The following is a 14111-nucleotide window of genomic DNA, read 5'->3' on the forward strand; positions in this document are numbered from 1 at the left end:
CTGGAGAAGACCGGCTTTTCAATCAGCGGGCCTGGTTCGGAGCGCCGCCTTCTGGCGGCGTCAGCGATCGAACGGCAGGGTGGCTTGATCCTCGGACCAGTCGATGACCTCGAAAAACATCCCGCGCTTGAGCATCTCGGCTTCGAGGTCGGCGGCGTGCTTCTTCCAGTCGGGAGTTTCGCGTACGCGAAACCGGCGTTCCTCGCCGAGCCCGGCAAGCGCATCGTCCGACGCCAGCGCGCCGCGCACGCTCTCATACATCATGGTCAGGCTGTCGTTGTTGAAGGCTCGATAATCCATGGGGGCTCCGCCCAATGAAATGGCCGCCCTGCGCCCGAGTGACGGCTCGTGCCCAAGGGCCACCCCAAGGGCCACCCCAAGGGCAGCGGCAATGTGCGCCCGATCGGTTAATCCTGCGTTGCGGCCGCGGCGCGGGCCGCAGCATGTATTGGCCAATGGGTCGCGCAACCCGCCGGCCGCGCGCGGAAATCCCGGCCGCGCCATGGGGTGAATTAGGGTTAAGAACAATTGGAACCCGGCCGCGCGACCGGGCCGGCCGCAGCCATGGTATCAACCTCCCGTTAAGCGAACGCGTCAAAACAAAAGGCTGCAGCCCGGTCCTGATTCAATCAGAACCGAACGGCTCCACAGGGGACGGACGATCGTGGGTTCCAACGGAATAAGAATGATGCTTGGCCTCGTTGCACTGGCCGCCTTCGGAGCGGCCGAGATCGCCGTCGTCTACGGCGTCGTCGGCGCTGTCATGGAATTGACGTTGGGTGTGGACGTGCCGCTGATCGGGCTGGTGGATGCCAGCGACGATGCCTCGACGGGATGCACGTAAGGCGCGGTCCGGAAAAATCCTGGATATGCTCCGGCGGTTCTTGCGCTACCCGCGGCGACGATCGCCCGGAGAGCGACATCGATATCATGGTCGAACTCGCGCCCGACGCGCGCATTGGCCTGTTTCAACAGGTCGGCATCGTCCATTTCCTCGAAGACATGTTTGCCGGCCGCGTTGACGTGGCTAACCGCGACGGCCGGTAACGCCCGGCAGGCAAGCCGGTTCAATCCGGCGGGGAGCAGCTTCGGAATGCGAAACCGTGCGAGGCAGGATGCCGCGACTCTCAACGTTGCCTGTCGAGTTGCCGCGAGTGCGGTCGCGCTGCCGGTTTCAATCGCTGTACCGGCGCGATGATTGGGCGTGGCCGTTGCGGCGGCGCTGACACCGGCGGCCGCCGCGGCGGCGGGCGCACCACCGGTGGGACGGGCGGCTGCCGCGGGACGACACCGAGATCGGGCCTGCCGGGCTGCCGCGCAGGCCGGGTCGATTTCGGCGGCGGTGGCGTGTAGACCGGCGGCGCGAGGCAGGCCGTCGATCCCGGCTTGGCGGTCGAGCCGGCCGGGCAGGGCTCGCACGAGCCGGTGCTGCCGATCATGTATTTCGCATAGGTGTTGGCGGGGCATGCCTGACAGCCGCTGCCTTGCAGGATTTCTCCGGGCTTGCAGAGATTGACGCATGTGTTGCTGCCGCGCGCCGGATCCGGCTTCTGGCCGATCGGGCAATGCACGCAGGCGAGCTGCTTAGCATCGTAGATTTCGGTCGAGGTGCAGGCCCGGCACAGCCCGCCCTCGAGCTGATAATTGTCCGGACAGCCGCACACCAGCTTGCCGTTGCTCATGCGCGGCACCTGACCGAGCGACGGACACTGACACGATTTCGTACTGCCGAAGAACGAGCCTTCCTGCATTGGCGCCGGGCAGAGGCACGCCGTCAGCGTCTTCTTGCCCGAAGGACCGAACTGGTAGACCGGCTGGTAGCCGGCCGCGCAGCCGCAGACGCCGGCTGTGAGCGGCACGGCGTTGGCGACGCCTTCGCACGGCATACATTTCAGCCAGGTCCGCCAGTTAGTCGCGCTCCAGGGATCCTTCTGTCCCATCGGCGTGGCGTTGTGCCAGGCGAGCCAGGCGGGGTCGGCGGCGCACTGCGATCCGACCGGGCAGGTCGACTGCGCCGGATCGAAGCTGGCGCAGAGCTGCGGCTTGCCGCCGGGTCCCGGCTGACAGGTGCATTTCAGGTCCGCCGGGCATTTGTAATAGGAGACGGGAGCCGGATCCGATCCCGAACAATACGAACTGTCCGGCAGGCACCAGGCCGTGCTCGGCGGGTAGCACGCGACGTCGCCTTTCGGCGGCGCCGAGGTGGTGGGCAGATCGTCGCCGCCGGCGATCGCATCGAACACGTCTTCGAAGGCGTCGACGACTCCGTTGATGAAATCCTCGATCGCCGACAGCGCGCCCTTGACGCCTTCGGCGATGACGCTGGCGATCTCCTGCAGCACCGCGCCGCAGGATTCCGCCATCGCCTTGAGGTTGGCCAGCGATTTCTCCAGCCCCTCGATGCCGTAGACCGCCACCGCGCAGCCGCAGCCGATCTCCTGGGTCACGATCTGGCCCAGCGCGTTGTCGGTGATCCATTGCGCGAGTTTCTGGCTGTCTTTCCTGATGTCGTCGGGGATGCTGATGCCGAGCTTGTCGGCGACCCCGAGCACGACCTCCGCGGTGATCGAAGGGATCAGGTTCCTGCACTGATCCACCGTATCGAAGGCGCCGGCCTGCTTGATGGCGATCAGCACCGCGACAATGGCATGAAATTCAAAAGTCGGGTCGGCCAGCAGTGCCAGACAGGGAAAGTTTTCGGGATGACTGAGAAAGTCATAGGCGGCCTCGAGCTCTGGCGCGGAGATCGCCGCCTTGGCGAGGCTGGCGACGCAGTCGCCGGCGTCGCTGGCGCGCGCCGGCGCCGGATGGAATGCCAGCAATGCGGCGACGAGGATGGCCTGAAGCGCCGCCGCGATCCGCGCCGGCCTGAGCGCGCGGGCGATCACTTCGGGCACTCCCCGATGCGCCGTCCCTCGACGGTCAGGGTGGAGGCCATCGTCTTGCCGGCGAAACTGGTCTCTGATTTCACCGTCGCGACGTAATGTTGCGGACCGTCGAACGCGTAGGACGCCGTCGCCCGCAGCGGCATCTCGGGCGCGCACTGGATGCTCCAGCTCATGCCGGTATCGGTCTTGCGCGGCTCGATGCTCTTGCAGGTGCCGGTCGCGGTGATGAGGTCGCGCTGCAGCCTGGCGCCGAAATCGCGTGCCTTCTCCGGCGTCATGCAGGTGGTGCGCAGCGGCCGCGTCTTCACGACGCCGCTGCGCTCGGTCTTGCTGGCGATCTCCCACTGGCCCGGTTGCGGCGCGTCGGCGGCGAGCGCGACACCCGCGGCGAGGACCAGCGCGACCGCGAAGCTGCAAGCAATGAAAGTCAGCCTTCGCCGCATCGGTCAGCCCACCTTTGGGACGAAATTTCATCCCGGACCGGATCGGCCGCCTTGCGCAGGATCAAACCGCAGGTATTTTTCAGCCGGGGAGCGGCTTGGCGATTTTCTTCTTCTGCTTGCTGGCTTTCTTCTTCTTCGGAATCGGAGACTCGGGGGTCGTCGGCACGCTGCGGATCTCCTGCCCGGACGATTTTCGTTTCGCCGCGGCCAGTCTCCCGTCGACGGGGAATTGCAGGCCGGTTGCCTCCCGTGCCGGAGGCCCGATCGCGTTTCCGCCGAAACTGGCTTCCGAGCCGTGCGGAGCCAGGGCCGCCGCGAGTGCCAGGATGCTCATCGATAGGAGGGGCCTGCCATGCTTCATGTCCGTTCTCCCTCCATTTCATCCGGCCCACGCCACGCCGTGAACCGCGCGCCGGCACGCGCGCCATTGCCGCCACGTGCGAATGTGGACGCCCTCGACGCCATGGCGTTGATCGGGATCAAGCCGTGACATCGCCGATCTCAGCCAATCGCCGGCAGTCGCGCAGGATGCGAGACGCTCACCCCGTCTTCCCCATCACATACGGCTTCAGCATCGCATACATCACGCTGTGCGTCGGCGTCGGCACGCCGAGCTGGCGACCGAGCTCGGCGACCTTGCCGCCGAGCCACGGCAGCTCCAGCCGGTTGCCGCGCTCGAGGTCGAGCGCCATCGAGGCCTTCATGGTGGGCGGCGCGTGGCTGTTGAACTCCAGAATTTTGTCGAGCGCGTTGGCCGGCAGCGCCACGCCCCTGGCGCGGGCGACGTCGATCACTTCCTGGTGGGCGGCGATGAAGACCGGTCGGATGTCGGGGTCGTCGCGCAACTGGCCGATCGGCTGCCGCGCCAGCGCGGTGATGCTGGCGTTGGTGGCGAGCAGCACGAACTTCATCCAGAGATCGGTCAGGATCTGATCGCTCAGGGTGGCGTCGAAACCGGCCTTCTGGCACAGCGCGAGAAAATCCTCGGCGCGGGCGCTGCGTTGGCCGTCGAACTCGCCGAAGATCATGCGCATGAAGGTGCCGACCTGGGTGATCGTGCCGGGCGCGGTGATCGAGGCCGATATCTGCGCCACGCCGCCCATTACGGCGCGCTCGCCCAAAATCGGGATCAGCCGCTCGGGCGCGTCGATGCCGTTCTGCAGCGGGATCACGGCGGTGCCGGGACCAATCAAGGGTTTTATGCGTTCGCCGGCGCTTTCGACGTCCCACAGCTTGACGCAGAACAGCACGATGTCGACGGGGCCGATCTCGGCGGGATCGTCGGTCGCCCTGGTCGGCACCAGATGGGTGTCGCCGCGGGGGCTCAGCACCTTCAGGCCCGCGCTCTTCATGGCGGCCAGATGCGCGCCGCGCGCGAGAAAGCTGACATCGGCTCCCGCTTTCGCCAGCGCGGCGCCAAATCCGCCGCCGACTCCGCCGGCGCCGACTACCGCGATCCGCATGATCTATCTCCCTGACCAAAGTCCTTTTTGGGCTGCCCGCAGATTGCCACGCCGGGGTGCCAGTACGGACCGGAACAATGTGTGATATTTCCTGGTGCCCAACCATCGCACAGTGTTCCGGAGGTGGCGAATGAACAAGTTCCTGAAATGCACCGCAGCCCTGTTCGTCCTGCTCACCGCGACCGAGGCGCTCGCGCGCGGAGCGGCCGCCAGCATCATGAGCTCGCCCGGCTATCAGCGGCGCCTGCAGGAATCCCGGGGCTATGTCCCGAACCAGTCGGGCTCGGTTCTCTCGACGCGGCCAGCGCGCGTTGTTCATCCCCCGAAAAAGCGTCATCGCCATTAATGCGGCGACCGCGATCCTGGCCGGTAAGGTTGACGGGTTAGCTTAACCGGCGACTTCGATTGCGGCGAGATCGTCGCGCGCTATCGTGTGAAGCGTCGGAGATTTTCCATCCGGCGCATGGCGGATTCCAACATGCTCGCTGAAGGCCGGGAGCGATTTCGAATACTGGGTCTCAGCCCGAAACCGGCATGGGCCGAGGTCTGGCATCTGTGGAACGTGATCGTTCCCCGGCGATCGATCACCGGACGCCTGCTGACCGGCCAGGTCTGGCGCCGCCACGACGGCCGCCGCTGGATCTACAAGAAGTTCCAGGAATTTCAGTGAGCGCGGCGGCTCTTCCCTTCTCCCCTTGTGGGAGAAGGTGGCGCGAAGCGCCGGATGAGGGGTCTCCATCCCCAGGCACAGTGCTCGCTGAGCCAACCCCTCACCCGTCTGCGATGCTTCGCATCGCAGCCACCCTCTCCCACAAGGGGTGAGGGGAAGAATGAGCGCGCTGCGACTCGGGAGCTTGGTCGAACGCTCGCTCTCACAACTCCCTTGCATTGGAAAACGCGAACGAACTCACCCTCCGCGTATTCTCGTCCAAAATCAGCGTTCGCGTGATCGGCGGCTCGGCGCGCTGGCTGCAGTTTTCGCGCTCGCACAGCCGGCAGTTGACGCCGATCGGCGTGCCCTCGGCTTTGTCCAGATCCATGCCGGTGGCATAGACCAGCTTGGTCGCATGGCGGATTTCGCAGCCCAGCCCGATGGCAAAGCGCGGCTGCGGCTGCGGGTGCGGCGCCACCGGCCGGCGCACCATCTGCGCGATGGAGAAGTAGCGCGTGCCGTCGGGCAGTTCGATCACCTGCTTGAGCAGCCGGTCCGGCGTATCGAAGGTCGAGTGCACGTTCCACAGCGGACAGGTGCCGCCGAATTTCGAAAATGGAAACGTGCCGGAGGAGAACCGTTTTGAGACGTTGCCGGCATTGTCGACGCGCAGCAGGAAGAACGGCACGCCGCGCGCATTGGGCCGCTGCAGCGTGGTGAGGCGATGACAGACCTGCTCGAAGCCGGCGTTGAAACGCTGCGCCAGCACGTGGACGTCGTAGTTCAAGGCCTCCGCCGCGCCGTGAAAGGCCTGATACGGCATCATCACGGCAGCCGCAAAATAGTTCGCCAGCGTGATCCGGTACAGCCGTCGCGGCGTATCGTCGAGCGGGCCGGCGCGGTTGACGATGGCATCGAAAGTGCCGCTGCTTTCGGTGAGACCGATCTGGAACGCGAGCTGGAAGGCGCGGCCGGGGCTGTCCACCAGTTCGGAAATCAGGAGTTGCCGGCGATGCCGGTCGAACCGCCGCAAGGTCTCGCGCATGACGTCGACCGGCATGATGCGGGTGACGACCGAATGCTTTTCACGCAAGCGTGCCGCAAGGGCCGCGAACAGCTCTTCCGCGGGCACGTTCAACTCGTCGCGCAGCGTTTCCGCTGATTGTTCCAGCTCGGGGAAATAATTGCGGTTGGCCTCGATCAGGTCGCGGATGCGTTCGATCGGATTGGCCTCGTAACGGGTGCCCTCGTCGCGGTCGGCCATTTGCGCCGCCACCATGGTCTCGCCGCGGCGGGCCTCGGTATAGGCGGCATAGAGGCGCTGCAGGGAATGCGTCACGCCGGGGCATAATTCAGCGAGATCGCGCAGTTCCTGTTTGGGCAGGTCGATCTGCCGGAACAGGGGGTCGGAGAAGATCTCGTTCAGTTCGGCGAAGAAGCGGTCCTCGTCGGCGGTGGCGAGGTCGCGCAAATCGAGGTCGTAGGTTTCCGCCAGCCGGAGCAGCAGCTGCGCCGTCACCGGCCGCTGGTTGCGCTCTATCAGGTTGATATAGCTCGGAGAAATCTCCAGCCCCTCGGCCATCTGGGTCTGCGACAGCCCCAATTGCTGGCGGATTCGCCGGAACCGGGGTCCGACGAACAGCTTTTTTGCGGAATCGTTGGCCATGGCGGTAGCCTTTTGTGACAAACATTACAACGTGACATCTATGACAAGTACGGATGTTACATGACATCACCATTAAATGACAAGCTATCTATACGAATTCAGCAGTTTAGCGTTTAGCTCTCGGCACGTTTCGCAATGCACTGTCACGAATGTCAGTGGTCGTCACCGAAAAGGATCATGCACATGAACTACCAGCCACGCGGGATCAGCGACCAGGCTGTCCAGGGACCGGCCTCCTATCTCAGCGAGCTTGGAGCTGCCGAGGCGCTGCTCAAGCCCCAGCCGACCTGGAACGGCGTCACCCCCGAAGCCGTGGCGCGCATGCGCCTGCAGAACCGCTTCAAGACCGGCCTGGACATCGCCCGCTACACCGCGGCGCTGATGCGCAGCGATATGGCTGCGTATGACGGCGATCCCACCAAGTACACCCAGTCGCTCGGTTGCTGGCATGGCTTCATCGCGCAGCAGAAGCTGATTTCGGTCAAGAAGCATTTCGGTACGACCGATCGCCGCTATCTGTACCTGTCCGGCTGGATGATCGCGGCACTTCGCTCCGAATTCGGACCGCTTCCCGATCAGTCGATGCACGAGAAGACTTCGGTTCCGGCGCTGATCGAGGAGCTTTACACCTTCCTCCGCCAGGCGGACTCCCGTGAACTCAACGATACCTTCCGCGCGCTCGACGCCGCACGCAAGGCTGGCGACCAGGCGAAGGAAAAGGCATTGATCGAAAAGATCGACAACTTCCAGACCCATGTCGTGCCCGTCATCGCCGACATCGACGCCGGCTTCGGCAATGCGGAGGCGACCTATCTGCTCGCCAAGAAGATGATCGAAGCAGGTGCGTGCGCGCTGCAGATCGAAAATCAGGTCTCCGACGAAAAGCAGTGCGGCCATCAGGACGGCAAGGTCACCGTGCCGCACGAGGTGTTCCTGGCGAAGATCCGGGCCTGCCGTCATGCGTTCCTCGAACTGGGCGTCGAAGACGGCATCATCGTGACCCGCACCGATTCGCTGGGCGCCGGTCTCACGCAGCAGATCGCTGTGAGCCACAAGCCCGGCGACCTCGGCGATCAGTACAACAGCTTCCTGGATTGCGAAGAGGTCGATGCCACGAAGGTCGGGAATGGCGACGTCATCATCAGCCGCGGCGGCAAGCTGCTGCGCCCGAAGCGGCTGCCCAGCAACCTCTATCAGTTCCGCGAAGGCACGGGTGCGGATCGCTGCGTGCTCGACTGCATCACCTCGCTGCAGAACGGCGCTGACCTGTTGTGGATCGAAACCGAGAAGCCGAATATCGAGCAGATCGCCTCGATGGTCGACCGCATTCGCGAAGTCATTCCGAACGCCAAGCTGGCCTACAACAACTCGCCCTCGTTCAACTGGACGCTCAACTTCCGTTGGCAGGTGTACGACGCGATGAAGGAAGCCGGCAAGGATGTCAGCAAGTACAACCGGGCCGAGCTGATGAAGCCGGAATACGACGATACGCCGCTGGGCCGTGAAGCCGACGAGCGCATCCGCACCTTCCAGGCGGATTCGGCCAAGCGTGCCGGCATCTTCCACCATCTGATCACGTTGCCGACCTATCACACGGCAGCTCTGTCGACTGATAATCTCGCCAAGGAGTATTTCGGCGAGCAGGGCATGCTGGGCTATGTGAAGAATGTTCAGCGCCAGGAGATCCGTCAGGGTATCGCCTGCGCCAAGCATCAGAACATGGCCGGCTCCGATATCGGCGACGATCACAAGGAATATTTCGCCGGTGAAGCCGCTCTGAAGGCGGGCGGCGCCCACAACACGATGAACCAGTTCGGCTAACGGTAGGAACAGGAGACGATCATGACCAAAGGCAGCAATTTCTGGGTGATTGGCGGCGAGTTCGGTTCGATGAACTTCCACAAGCTCGTGGAAGGCTCGGCCCAGGTACAGGGTCCGTTCAAGACCCGCCAGGAAGCCGAGGATGCCTGGCGCGCCGTCTCGGAAGAGAACCGGCACAAGGCCGGCGTGCGCTTCTCCATCGTGGAAGAGCCCGCCCGCGTCTCGGCGTAAGGCCCGCTGCCGGCCAGAACCAGAAGAAGACGTCCAGGGACGAGAGCGGCCCCATTCGGTAACCCCGGATGGGGCCGCTCTTTTTTCTCCCTCTCCCGCCCGCCCGCGGGAGAGGTAAGAAAGAAGCCGGCGGCCTAAACCCTTGGGAACAAGGAACCTTTGCGCAAAACGTGGTTACTGATAGGTTAACGCTTCGGGGACCCTCAGGACAAAGGCGATCAAGCGGATGTCAGACGCGCAGAATACCGGGAGCCAGGCCGTCAGCAGCACGCGTCCAGTCCGTCTGCGCGATGCCCTGCGGCAGGCGCGGATCGAGGCCGCCGACCGCACCGGGGTGGTTGTCGATCTGCGCGACGCCGAAGTGGCCCGGCTCGAAATTCTCAACGACGCGCTGGAGCCCCTGTTCGCGCAAATCCCCGAAAAGGTCGACCTGTTCGACCGCGGCATCAGCCAGGGCGATACGCCGCGGCTGTGGATCGACGTCGTCGCCCATGTGCTGATGGGCCGCGACAAGCGCATCTACCGCTTCGTGCAGGACACCCGCTTCGGCCGCATCGTGATATCGGAGTCGCATGACGTCGCCGCCATCGTCGATGCCGTCACCGACTACGTCGCCCGCCGCATGATCGAGCGCGAGCACGCGCTTGTCGCGACGCCGGCGCCGGCGCCGGTCGTCGTCGAACAAAAGCGCCGCAGCGGCTTCTGGACTTTCGTGCTCGGCTTCCTCGCCGGCGCGATCGCGCTGTTCGCCCTCGCGCTGTTCGCGACCTTGCGGAATCTCTGACCGCGCCGGAGCAGCGTTGATGTCTCCGGTCATAGCGATCGCACTGATTGGTGTCGGCGCGGTCGTGTTGCTCGTGATCGTCCCCCGCTGGCTGCAGCTTCGACGCGCCGAGTTCATCCGCACCTATCGCTGGCCGCCAGGGCTGCTGGAGCGGCTCGAGAAACATCGCCCGGGACTGGAGCGCAAGAACAGCGCGCTGGTGTCGCGCGGCCTGCGCCAGTTCTTCATCGCCTATCTGATGAGCGGCAAGCGCTACGTCTCGATGCCGTCGCAGGTCGCCGACGATCTGTGGCACGAATTCATTCTCTATACCCGCGAATACGATGCATTTTGCCGGCGCGGTTTCGGCGGCTTCCTGCACCATACGCCGGCGGTCGTGCTGTCGGAACACCGCAAGAGCAACGAGGGTCTTCGCCGCGTGTGGTGGTACTGCTGCAAATACGAGAACATTGACCCGGTCAACCCGACCCGCCTGCCGCTGCTGTTCGCGCTGGACTCCAAGCTGAATATTCCGGGCGGATTCGTCTATCACCCGCAATGCGAAGAGCTGCGGAAGAGCGGCAGTGGCGCGGCCTATTGCGGTGGTGATTTCGCAGATGGTTCCGCCGACGGCGGCACCGCGGGCTTCGGCGATGCCGGAAGCGATGGCAGCAGCGATGCGTCCGGCGGCGGCGATGCAGGTAGCGGAGGCGGCGACGGTGAGGGAGGGTGCGGAGGCGGCGGCTGCGGTGGCGGTGGTGGCGATTGAGTCGCTTGCGGCCCATGCTTCGAGACGCTCGCGCTGCTCGCTCCTCAGCATGAGGTCGTTATGTTTCAACAAGTCAACCTCATCCTGAGGAGGCCACGAAGTGGCCGTCTCGAAGGATGGGCAGCAATACCGATCTACGACTACAGTTGCTATGATAGGCGTGCCTGCCTTACCTCGCGAACGCGCAGCGCATCGTCCACCCCCCGCACGGTCTGTTCGCACCGCCACGCATCGCCCTCGCGTTCGATCGAAAACAGATTATAGGCCGCCGCCGGATAGCGGCCATGGGCGATGGCGGAGGCCGACGGCACGCCGACGACAGGGATTTTTCCCTTGGGACCGTCGATCCAGATCGTGGAGTGAACGTGATCGTGGCCGTGCAGGACCAGCTCCACGCCGTGCCGCTGCAACAGCGCGAGCAGATCAGCCGAATCGGTCAATCGCTTGAAGCGCGAATCCGAACGCAGCGGATGGTGGACCAGCAGCACGCGAAACGCTTGGGCAGCGGCGAGCCCCGCCAGCATGTGCTCCAGCCTGTCGAGCTGGCTGCGCCCGAGCCAACCGGTCGCCATCAAGGGCGGTGTCGGGACCGCCGACGACGCGCTGATCAGCGCCAGCGGGCCGCGCCGGCGCAGCAGCGGAAAGGCGACATCGCCATCAGGCGCCTCGTCGCCGCGGAGATAATCTCCCCAGGCCTCCGCAAAGCGGTGCCGGGTGGCGCGAACATAGGCGTCGTGATTGCCGGGGATCACCGTGACGCGATCCGCCGCACCGACGCTTTCCAGCCATGCCCGCGCCGGCGCAAACTCGGCGTCCAGCGCCAGATTGACGAGGTCGCCGGTGACCGCGATCTGGTCCGGCGCCTGCGCCTGCAGGTCCGCCACCAGCGCGTCCAGCACCTCGCGCCGGTGGACCTTGTGCCGGTTGCGGGTCCAGTTGAGATAGCCGAGCGCGCGTTTGCCCGCGAGATCGCGCAGCCGCGCCGCGGGCATCGGCGGCAGATGCGGATCGGACAGATGGGCCAGCGTGAAGGCCGCCATCAGCCCGGTCCGCTTCGGTTGCCTGCGGGACGGAGCCGCCGCGCGATCATCTCGTGATATCCTCTGGAAATCCCTCCAAAGTATTGGCAAGCCGGCTGGCGCGGCGCAAGGATCAAACGCGATGTCAGGATATGAGGTTCGATGGCGATGAACCTGCAGAAGCTGCGAACGACGCTCGAGCCGGCGCTGCGGCAGGTTTTCCATCTCTACTGGCGGTTCGCCCGCGGCATGACGCTCGGGGTCCGCGCCGTGGTGCTGGACGGCGATGACAGGGTATTTCTGGTCAAGCACAGCTACGTCTCGGGCTGGCATCTGCCGGGCGGCGGCGTCGAGGTCGGCGAAACCTTTCGCGAGGCGCTGCGCCGCGAACTGGCGGAGGAGGGGCGGATCGAACTTGCAGGCGAGCCGCCGCTGCATGGCCTGTTTCTCAACAGCCATGTTTCCCGCCGCGACCACGTCGCGGTCTATGTAATCCGGCAATTCCGGCAGGACCGGCTGCCCGAGGCCAACCGTGAGATCGTCGCCTGCGGCTTCTTCGACGCGACAGCCTTGCCGGAGGAGACCACCCGGGGCACCCGGCTGCGGATCGCGGAAGTGCTCGAGGGCAGGGAGCCTGCCGCGACATGGCGTTAGCGGCCGGCAACCGGTAAAAGCGTGCGCGACCTCATGACAAACCTGATTCGGCTGATAGAACGGCGATGATCACACCGACGATGCGGATTGCGGTTCTGGTGCCGTGCTTCAACGAGGAAGCCGCGGTCGCAACCGTGATAGCGGATTTTCGTAAAGCCCTGCCCTCGGCGCAGATCTTCGTCTACGACAACAATTCGTCGGACCGTACCAAAGCGGTGGCGCGCGAGGCGGGTGCCGAGGTGCGCAGCGAACGCCGCCAGGGCAAGGGCCATGTAGTGCGGCGGATGTTCGCCGATGTCGATGCCGACATCTACTTGCTGGTCGACGGCGATGCGACCTACGACGCCGCCAGCGCGCCGCGCATGATCGAGATGCTGCTGTCGGATCATCTCGACATGGTGGTGGGGTTTCGCGTCGACCAGGCCGTGGCCGCCTACCGGCCTGGCCATCGCACCGGCAACTGGATGCTGACCAGCTTTCTCTCCGCGGTGTTCGGCCAGGCCTTCAAGGATATTCTTTCCGGCTATCGCGTGTTCTCGCGGCGCTTCGTCAAATCCTTCCCGGTGCTGTCGGACGGTTTTGAAATCGAGACCGAGCTCAGCGTGCACGCGCTCGAGCTGGCGCTGCCGGTCGCCGAGATCGAGACGCCCTATTACGCCCGGCCCGAGGGATCGTTCAGCAAGCTCAACACCTGGCGCGACGGATTTCGCATTCTCGGCACCATCCTGAAACTCTACCGCTCGGAAAAGCCGCTGCGCTTTTTCACCGCCATCGGAATCTTCCTGACGCTGGTTTCGATCGGCCTCGCGATTCCCGTCATCGTCACCTATCTCGAGGAAGGCCTCGTGCCGCGGCTGCCGACGGCGGTCCTGTCGATGGGCCTGATGATCCTGGCGGTGCTGTCGGTATCGTCGGGGCTGGTGCTCGACACGGTGACGCGCGGACGGCGTGAGATGAAGCTGCTGGCCTATTTGTCCCAGGGATCCGTCAACAGGAACTGATACGGCCGGGAATTTAACGTGGGATGGCCGATGGACCGCGCGTCCGCCAGATGCTATCCCGCGCCCCAGCATGAGCGACCTCTCACTGACCATATTGGCCGAGACCCCCAGCGACGCGCTGCCGATCGAACGCCTGCACCAGCGCACCTTCGGGCCCGGCCGCTTCGCGCTGAGCGCCTACCGGCTGCGCGAGCATGTCGATCACCTGCTCGACCTGTCGTTCACCGCCCGGATCGGCACGCTGCTGGTCGGCTCGGTCAGGCAATTGCCGATTTGCGTCGGCGATACCAGGGCATTGCTGCTGGGGCCGCTGACGGTCGAACCGCCGTTCCGCAGCCGCGGCGTCGGCCGCAAGCTGATGGATCGCGCGCTGAACGACGCCAAAGCCAAGGGGCATCGTCTCGTACTGCTGGTCGGCGACGAAGCCTATTACAGTCGCGTCGGCTTCAAGCCGGTCCCGAAGGGACGGATGACCATGCCCGGCCCGGTCGACTACAGCCGGCTGCTGGTGGCCGAACTCGTCGATGGCGCGTCCACGGATGTCTCCGGCGCAATCCGCCCGGACTGGAGCCAGGCGAAGTAGCCGGCGCATTGCTCGTCGCACCTGTAGCCCGGATGGAGCCAACGGCTCGCGCGAATGCGCGGGCCGATGGCGTAATCCGGGGACTTCGCGCAACTGATGCACCGGTCCCGGATTGCGCCGCCGGGACGGCGCGTTGCGCCGGCCCGACAGCTCCATCC

18 protein-coding genes are annotated in these 14111 nt (G+C 64.9%); 11 read left to right on the forward strand and 7 right to left on the reverse strand.

Annotation, left to right across the window (positions count from 1 at the left end; translation table 11 throughout):
- Positions 1-60: 60 nt before the first annotated feature.
- Positions 61-300, reverse strand: a complete 240-nt coding sequence (locus Q7T45_RS06585) for a hypothetical protein (protein WP_304737757.1) — start codon at positions 298-300, stop codon at positions 61-63.
- A 385-nt stretch (positions 301-685) separates the two neighbouring features.
- Here Q7T45_RS06585 and Q7T45_RS06590 point away from each other — a divergent pair, with 385 nt between their 5' ends.
- A complete protein-coding gene (locus Q7T45_RS06590; protein WP_304868958.1) occupies positions 686-844 on the forward strand; it encodes a hypothetical protein in 159 nt (52 codons plus the stop codon).
- Positions 835-1047: a nucleotidyltransferase family protein gene (locus Q7T45_RS29015; protein WP_370691223.1), complete on the forward strand. Its 213-nt coding sequence runs from the start codon at positions 835-837 to the stop codon at positions 1045-1047. Before Q7T45_RS06590 ends, Q7T45_RS29015 begins: the two co-directional genes overlap by 10 nt.
- Before the next feature lie 80 nt (positions 1048-1127).
- Here Q7T45_RS29015 and Q7T45_RS06595 read toward each other — a convergent pair whose 3' ends face one another.
- The 4 genes from Q7T45_RS06595 to Q7T45_RS06610 all read right to left on the reverse strand — a co-directional run bounded on the left by Q7T45_RS06595 (position 1128) and on the right by Q7T45_RS06610 (position 4794).
- Entirely contained in the window at positions 1128-2888 is a 1761-nt protein-coding gene (locus Q7T45_RS06595) for a hypothetical protein (RefSeq protein ID WP_304868960.1), read from the reverse strand.
- A complete protein-coding gene (locus tag Q7T45_RS06600; protein WP_304868962.1) occupies positions 2885-3331 on the reverse strand; it encodes a DUF3617 family protein in 447 nt (148 codons plus the stop codon). Before Q7T45_RS06600 ends, Q7T45_RS06595 begins: the two co-directional genes overlap by 4 nt.
- 79 nt (positions 3332-3410) lie before the next feature.
- Complete coding sequence (locus tag Q7T45_RS06605; RefSeq protein ID WP_304868964.1) at positions 3411-3692, reverse strand: hypothetical protein; 282 nt, start codon at positions 3690-3692, stop codon at positions 3411-3413.
- A 178-nt stretch (positions 3693-3870) separates the two neighbouring features.
- A complete protein-coding gene (locus Q7T45_RS06610) occupies positions 3871-4794 on the reverse strand; it encodes a 2-dehydropantoate 2-reductase (RefSeq protein ID WP_304868966.1) in 924 nt (307 codons plus the stop codon).
- 130 nt (positions 4795-4924) lie between these two features.
- On the opposite strand from Q7T45_RS06610, the gene Q7T45_RS06615 reads away from it, so the two are divergent.
- Positions 4925-5140: a hypothetical protein gene (locus tag Q7T45_RS06615; protein WP_304868968.1), complete on the forward strand. Its 216-nt coding sequence runs from the start codon at positions 4925-4927 to the stop codon at positions 5138-5140.
- Between the two features lie 132 nt (positions 5141-5272).
- Positions 5273-5464 carry a hypothetical protein gene (locus Q7T45_RS06620; RefSeq protein ID WP_304868970.1) on the forward strand — a complete coding sequence of 64 codons (192 nt, stop codon included), beginning with the start codon at positions 5273-5275 and terminating at the stop codon, positions 5462-5464.
- Between the two features lie 202 nt (positions 5465-5666).
- On the opposite strand, the gene Q7T45_RS06625 is transcribed toward Q7T45_RS06620, so the two are convergent.
- Positions 5667-7112: a short-chain fatty acyl-CoA regulator family protein gene (locus Q7T45_RS06625; protein WP_304868972.1), complete on the reverse strand. Its 1446-nt coding sequence runs from the start codon at positions 7110-7112 to the stop codon at positions 5667-5669.
- A gap of 183 nt (positions 7113-7295) precedes the next feature.
- Between Q7T45_RS06625 and Q7T45_RS06630 the strand changes: the two genes are divergently transcribed.
- The 4 genes from Q7T45_RS06630 (at position 7296) to Q7T45_RS06645 (ending at position 10696) form a co-directional block, all read left to right on the forward strand.
- Positions 7296-8933 carry an isocitrate lyase gene (locus Q7T45_RS06630; RefSeq protein WP_304868974.1) on the forward strand — a complete coding sequence of 546 codons (1638 nt, stop codon included), beginning with the start codon at positions 7296-7298 and terminating at the stop codon, positions 8931-8933.
- A 21-nt stretch (positions 8934-8954) separates the two neighbouring features.
- Entirely contained in the window at positions 8955-9164 is a 210-nt protein-coding gene (locus Q7T45_RS06635; RefSeq protein ID WP_304737740.1) for a hypothetical protein, read from the forward strand.
- A gap of 226 nt (positions 9165-9390) precedes the next feature.
- Complete coding sequence (locus tag Q7T45_RS06640) at positions 9391-9948, forward strand: hypothetical protein (RefSeq protein WP_304868977.1); 558 nt, start codon at positions 9391-9393, stop codon at positions 9946-9948.
- Positions 9949-9967: 19 nt separating this feature from the next.
- Entirely contained in the window at positions 9968-10696 is a 729-nt protein-coding gene (locus tag Q7T45_RS06645; RefSeq protein WP_304868979.1) for a hypothetical protein, read from the forward strand.
- Positions 10697-10845: 149 nt separating this feature from the next.
- On the opposite strand, the gene Q7T45_RS06650 is transcribed toward Q7T45_RS06645, so the two are convergent.
- On the reverse strand, positions 10846-11736 hold the full coding sequence (locus tag Q7T45_RS06650; protein WP_304868981.1) for a metallophosphoesterase: 891 nt from the start codon (positions 11734-11736) through the stop codon (positions 10846-10848).
- 147 nt (positions 11737-11883) lie between these two features.
- On the opposite strand from Q7T45_RS06650, the gene Q7T45_RS06655 reads away from it, so the two are divergent.
- The 3 genes from Q7T45_RS06655 (at position 11884) to Q7T45_RS06665 (ending at position 13953) form a co-directional block, all read left to right on the forward strand.
- Positions 11884-12369: an NUDIX domain-containing protein gene (locus Q7T45_RS06655; RefSeq protein ID WP_370691225.1), complete on the forward strand. Its 486-nt coding sequence runs from the start codon at positions 11884-11886 to the stop codon at positions 12367-12369.
- Positions 12370-12434: 65 nt separating this feature from the next.
- Positions 12435-13370 (forward strand): glycosyltransferase family 2 protein, encoded by a 936-nt coding sequence (locus Q7T45_RS06660; protein ID WP_304868985.1) that lies wholly within the window; start codon positions 12435-12437, stop codon positions 13368-13370.
- Between the two features lie 70 nt (positions 13371-13440).
- Positions 13441-13953, forward strand: a complete 513-nt coding sequence (locus tag Q7T45_RS06665) for a GNAT family N-acetyltransferase (protein WP_304868987.1) — start codon at positions 13441-13443, stop codon at positions 13951-13953.
- Positions 13954-14111 lie beyond the last annotated feature (158 nt).

The sequence above is a fragment of the Bradyrhizobium sp. genome, assembly GCF_030646015.1.
Classification (GTDB): Bacteria; Pseudomonadota; Alphaproteobacteria; order Rhizobiales; family Xanthobacteraceae; genus Bradyrhizobium.

What these genes read in the sequence shown, in the direction of transcription:
- Q7T45_RS06585 (WP_304737757.1), bottom strand. Translation starts at nt 300, where the DNA reads ATGGATTATCGAGCCTTCAACAACGACAGCCTGACCATGATGTATGAG.
- Q7T45_RS06590 (WP_304868958.1), top strand. Translation starts at nt 686, where the DNA reads ATGATGCTTGGCCTCGTTGCACTGGCCGCCTTCGGAGCGGCCGAGATC.
- Q7T45_RS29015 (WP_370691223.1), top strand. Translation starts at nt 835, where the DNA reads ATGCACGTAAGGCGCGGTCCGGAAAAATCCTGGATATGCTCCGGCGGT.
- Q7T45_RS06600 (WP_304868962.1), bottom strand. Translation starts at nt 3,331, where the DNA reads ATGCGGCGAAGGCTGACTTTCATTGCTTGCAGCTTCGCGGTCGCGCTG.
- Q7T45_RS06605 (WP_304868964.1), bottom strand. Translation starts at nt 3,692, where the DNA reads ATGAAGCATGGCAGGCCCCTCCTATCGATGAGCATCCTGGCACTCGCG.
- Q7T45_RS06610 (WP_304868966.1), bottom strand. Translation starts at nt 4,794, where the DNA reads ATGCGGATCGCGGTAGTCGGCGCCGGCGGAGTCGGCGGCGGATTTGGC.
- Q7T45_RS06615 (WP_304868968.1), top strand. Translation starts at nt 4,925, where the DNA reads ATGAACAAGTTCCTGAAATGCACCGCAGCCCTGTTCGTCCTGCTCACC.
- Q7T45_RS06620 (WP_304868970.1), top strand. Translation starts at nt 5,273, where the DNA reads ATGCTCGCTGAAGGCCGGGAGCGATTTCGAATACTGGGTCTCAGCCCG.
- Q7T45_RS06625 (WP_304868972.1), bottom strand. Translation starts at nt 7,112, where the DNA reads ATGGCCAACGATTCCGCAAAAAAGCTGTTCGTCGGACCCCGGTTCCGG.
- Q7T45_RS06630 (WP_304868974.1), top strand. Translation starts at nt 7,296, where the DNA reads ATGAACTACCAGCCACGCGGGATCAGCGACCAGGCTGTCCAGGGACCG.
- Q7T45_RS06635 (WP_304737740.1), top strand. Translation starts at nt 8,955, where the DNA reads ATGACCAAAGGCAGCAATTTCTGGGTGATTGGCGGCGAGTTCGGTTCG.
- Q7T45_RS06640 (WP_304868977.1), top strand. Translation starts at nt 9,391, where the DNA reads ATGTCAGACGCGCAGAATACCGGGAGCCAGGCCGTCAGCAGCACGCGT.
- Q7T45_RS06645 (WP_304868979.1), top strand. Translation starts at nt 9,968, where the DNA reads ATGTCTCCGGTCATAGCGATCGCACTGATTGGTGTCGGCGCGGTCGTG.
- Q7T45_RS06650 (WP_304868981.1), bottom strand. Translation starts at nt 11,736, where the DNA reads ATGGCGGCCTTCACGCTGGCCCATCTGTCCGATCCGCATCTGCCGCCG.
- Q7T45_RS06655 (WP_370691225.1), top strand. Translation starts at nt 11,884, where the DNA reads ATGAACCTGCAGAAGCTGCGAACGACGCTCGAGCCGGCGCTGCGGCAG.
- Q7T45_RS06660 (WP_304868985.1), top strand. Translation starts at nt 12,435, where the DNA reads ATGATCACACCGACGATGCGGATTGCGGTTCTGGTGCCGTGCTTCAAC.
- Q7T45_RS06665 (WP_304868987.1), top strand. Translation starts at nt 13,441, where the DNA reads ATGAGCGACCTCTCACTGACCATATTGGCCGAGACCCCCAGCGACGCG.